Annotated in this window: 3 protein-coding genes; 1 reads left to right on the top strand and 2 read right to left on the bottom strand. The window is 39.0% G+C overall.

The window, feature by feature from the left end:
- The first annotated feature begins 590 nt into the window (after positions 1 to 590).
- Positions 591 to 845 (top strand): hypothetical protein, encoded by a 255-nt coding sequence (locus IQR33_RS19775; protein WP_193843960.1) that lies wholly within the window; start codon positions 591 to 593, stop codon positions 843 to 845.
- Positions 846 to 1,058: 213 nt separating this feature from the next.
- Here IQR33_RS19775 and IQR33_RS19770 read toward each other — a convergent pair whose 3' ends face one another.
- Complete coding sequence (locus IQR33_RS19770; protein WP_193843959.1) at positions 1,059 to 1,856, bottom strand: hypothetical protein; 798 nt, start codon at positions 1,854 to 1,856, stop codon at positions 1,059 to 1,061.
- A gap of 42 nt (positions 1,857 to 1,898) precedes the next feature.
- Positions 1,899 to 2,855 (bottom strand): 3'-5' exonuclease (locus IQR33_RS19765; protein ID WP_193843958.1); only part of this gene is annotated, 957 nt, incomplete at its 5' end.

The raw sequence follows: 2,855 nt of genomic DNA, 5'->3' as shown, positions 1-2,855 counted from the left end.
GCTACATCTTCAGGATAAAGCTCGCATATTGCTTCTCTGTAAGCCTCTTGGCAAATAAAGTCACAACAACTGCTTTCTGCACTTCTTTTTATTCCAGCAATTAGCTCTCTAGACACAACCTACACTTCCAACAAAAAAACATGTTCAAACCTAATCTAATTTACCTTTTTTTTCAATGACTCCTATCGAGTTACTGATCCGTTAGGTTATGACTTTTCTAACACCAAACTGGAAATTAATTCTTTATATTCAATATGTTCTGTTTAATGGAATCTATGTATATCACAGACACATTTCACACTCACAATCTCCACGAATTGTCAAGGTCATGAATTAATGCGTTTCTGCTACTGTCCACGGCTTTTCCATAAGATAAATTGGTTTCATGCATTCAAGGTAAATCATTGCAATTTAAGGAGAACTAATGAAATCAAATGTGCTCCCCTTTAAGGGAAAGCGAACGTCTAAACTTGAGACAGGTCAAGAACCACAAGTTACTGTACAAGAGCTCGCGCCCAGAGAGTTGTTTGATATGGCTTTTGGCGATGAGCAAGAGCGAACAAGGCTAAGAGAAATGAAGCGGAGGGAATATGGGTTTAGTAAATAATAAAAGTAGTGAGTATGAGCAGTACATCGATGAACAAGAAAAGCTAGTCGGTTTAATCAGAGTGACTGGGGCAAGGATGTACGGCTATGGGTATGACGATGCTGTAGAAGACTGCCAAGACAGAATCAACATGCTTGAAAATGAACGTGAGTTGTTGGAAATCACGGTACATGAACAAGAGGAAAAGTTAAGACAAGTAGGCTCTCATTTAGGTGCCGGGCTCAGTAAGCTTAGGTAATCAGGTCTAACGCTGAACGCACCCCAAAAGCTATGCCATCCAGTCCATATTATTTTTTAGTCAGTTGGTCATTTAGTGAGAAGACCAACTGACTAGTTTGGAAAAGTTCGAATTACACTTTGCGAGTCTACTTAACTAATTGAGGGAATTTCAATCATTATGCTCTTGTTATAGCAATCACCTAAGATAAAAAACCAAGTAATAAATCAGCACTTACTGCCTACCAGTGCTCACTTTATAGTCTGGGAACCTTTCCTGATATCGTTTAGCAATAGAATGATAGCTATTGTTTTCTGAGACAACCCGGCCCCCTTCTAAAAACAAAATGTGCCTCACTGGTATACGTTCTCTGAGTAATTCTTCTAGTTCACTAAAATCGAAACGTTTCCCTAATTTACATTTGCAAACCGTACGTACTAAGCTCCCCATTTTGGAAACCCTTTGCTTCTCTAGAGCAAGAGTATCAATATCATTATCAGTCCAAACGTTCGGATTAGGAGGTGTACCATTATGGTAGAATGCAAGATGATGGAGAATACAGGTAGACCCCTTAGGATTTCGGTCACCTATAGGTGTACCATTTGGTTTGCTTGAATAAAACTGCTCCCATACAACAAATCCTTGTTTGTTAGGTACTACCTGACGGGCTATTTGAGATGAAAAGTGAGAGGTAGGTGGTTGATAATTAGGTTTCAGATAGTCCCAATTTGGCCGATCACTTTTTGCTTCAAACAAACATAGTTTCCCGACTCCCTTGTCATAATCAATCAATAGAACACAAGCATCAACGCCCCATGCTTGCTCTTCATTTGATTTCAACTTCTGTGAAAATGCAGCTGATTTTAACGGTAGCCTAGCATTAATCCTATTACGAATTTCTGCAGTTAGGACAGATGTATATTCATTTTCACTAGAAATGATACCTATACTAAAATCGGTTCGAAGATCAACATCAACCTGATTGATCAACTTTTCTATCAACTCTCTCGTTTCTCTGTCAAATAGTGCCATTTACTTACTTCTCCTAATTTACTCATCTCGATAGAATTATGATTAGCGTCTCTTTTTAAAACGGCCTGAGCTACTTCTTTTGTTCTTTTGAAACTCTCTTGCCAGTTCAAAAATGTTTTGTGAGCAACGTCGTACAGAATGAAATGGATGGGATTCTACGAATCGTAACTTGGCTCTTGTGATGGCGACATACATTAGATTCAACTCATCTCGAATTTCGTCTTCTGTACGCTCGATTAATTTCAATTGGTCACAAAAATCATCCCCTAGCACCACCTGGTCAAACTCTAGGCCTTTCGTTCTGTGGCAAGTTCCTACGACAACTTCAGCAGCCTCAATTTTATCCACTTTAGAACGCTTCAAGTTCTCATAAATATCAAACAAACCAGTATCATATTTAGAGACAAGTCTGAGGATTCTAGCCATATCGATGTTTTTCGTTTTTTTCGCAACTTCTACGAAATCTTCGAATGTAGAAAAATCACGCTTAAAGTCGCGTGAGCGTATTTTATCGTACTGCTCTAGCTTCAAGTAGAGTAAATCAAAGAGCTCGTTAAATGGATAGTTATTAAAACCTCCAGTCCAGTAAATGCTCTTGCCACGTTCGTCAGCTTCTATCGCGACTTCAATCGTTAATACGATCGTACGGTTGATATAGGCTATCTGGAGATTTTCATCTAAATCGTTTTCTGAAGTTAAAACAGACTCGATAATGCCATTATCGGTCCCCTTAAGCCGTTCATGAACACCAAGTTGGTTCAGAAAGGCATTGGCATATGTAGCAACCTGTTCATTGAAGCGAAATGACTGGGTTAATGAGAAAACTTCGGCTCCACTATTTTCTTGAACTTTCAATGCATCTTCGGCACCGCGATAACGATAAATTTGTTGCGACTCATCACCACATACATAGACTCTCATATTAGTTTGAGCTTTCATAAAAGCTCTCACTGCAGGGTTAAGGTCTTGCCCCTCATCTACAAGTAGCACATCAAAATG

Source organism: Vibrio sp. OPT46 (genome assembly GCF_015163535.1).
In the GTDB taxonomy this organism is placed as follows: Bacteria; Pseudomonadota; Gammaproteobacteria; order Enterobacterales; family Vibrionaceae; genus Vibrio; species Vibrio alginolyticus.
The sequence above is the reverse complement of the archived record's forward strand: the minus strand, read 5'-3'. Positions and strand labels throughout refer to the sequence as shown.

Excerpts from the sequence above, each read along its gene's own strand:
- IQR33_RS19770 (WP_193843959.1), bottom strand. The coding sequence starts at position 1,856 with ATGGCACTATTTGACAGAGAAACGAGAGAGTTGATAGAAAAGTTGATC.
- IQR33_RS19775 (WP_193843960.1), top strand. The coding sequence starts at position 591 with ATGGGTTTAGTAAATAATAAAAGTAGTGAGTATGAGCAGTACATCGAT.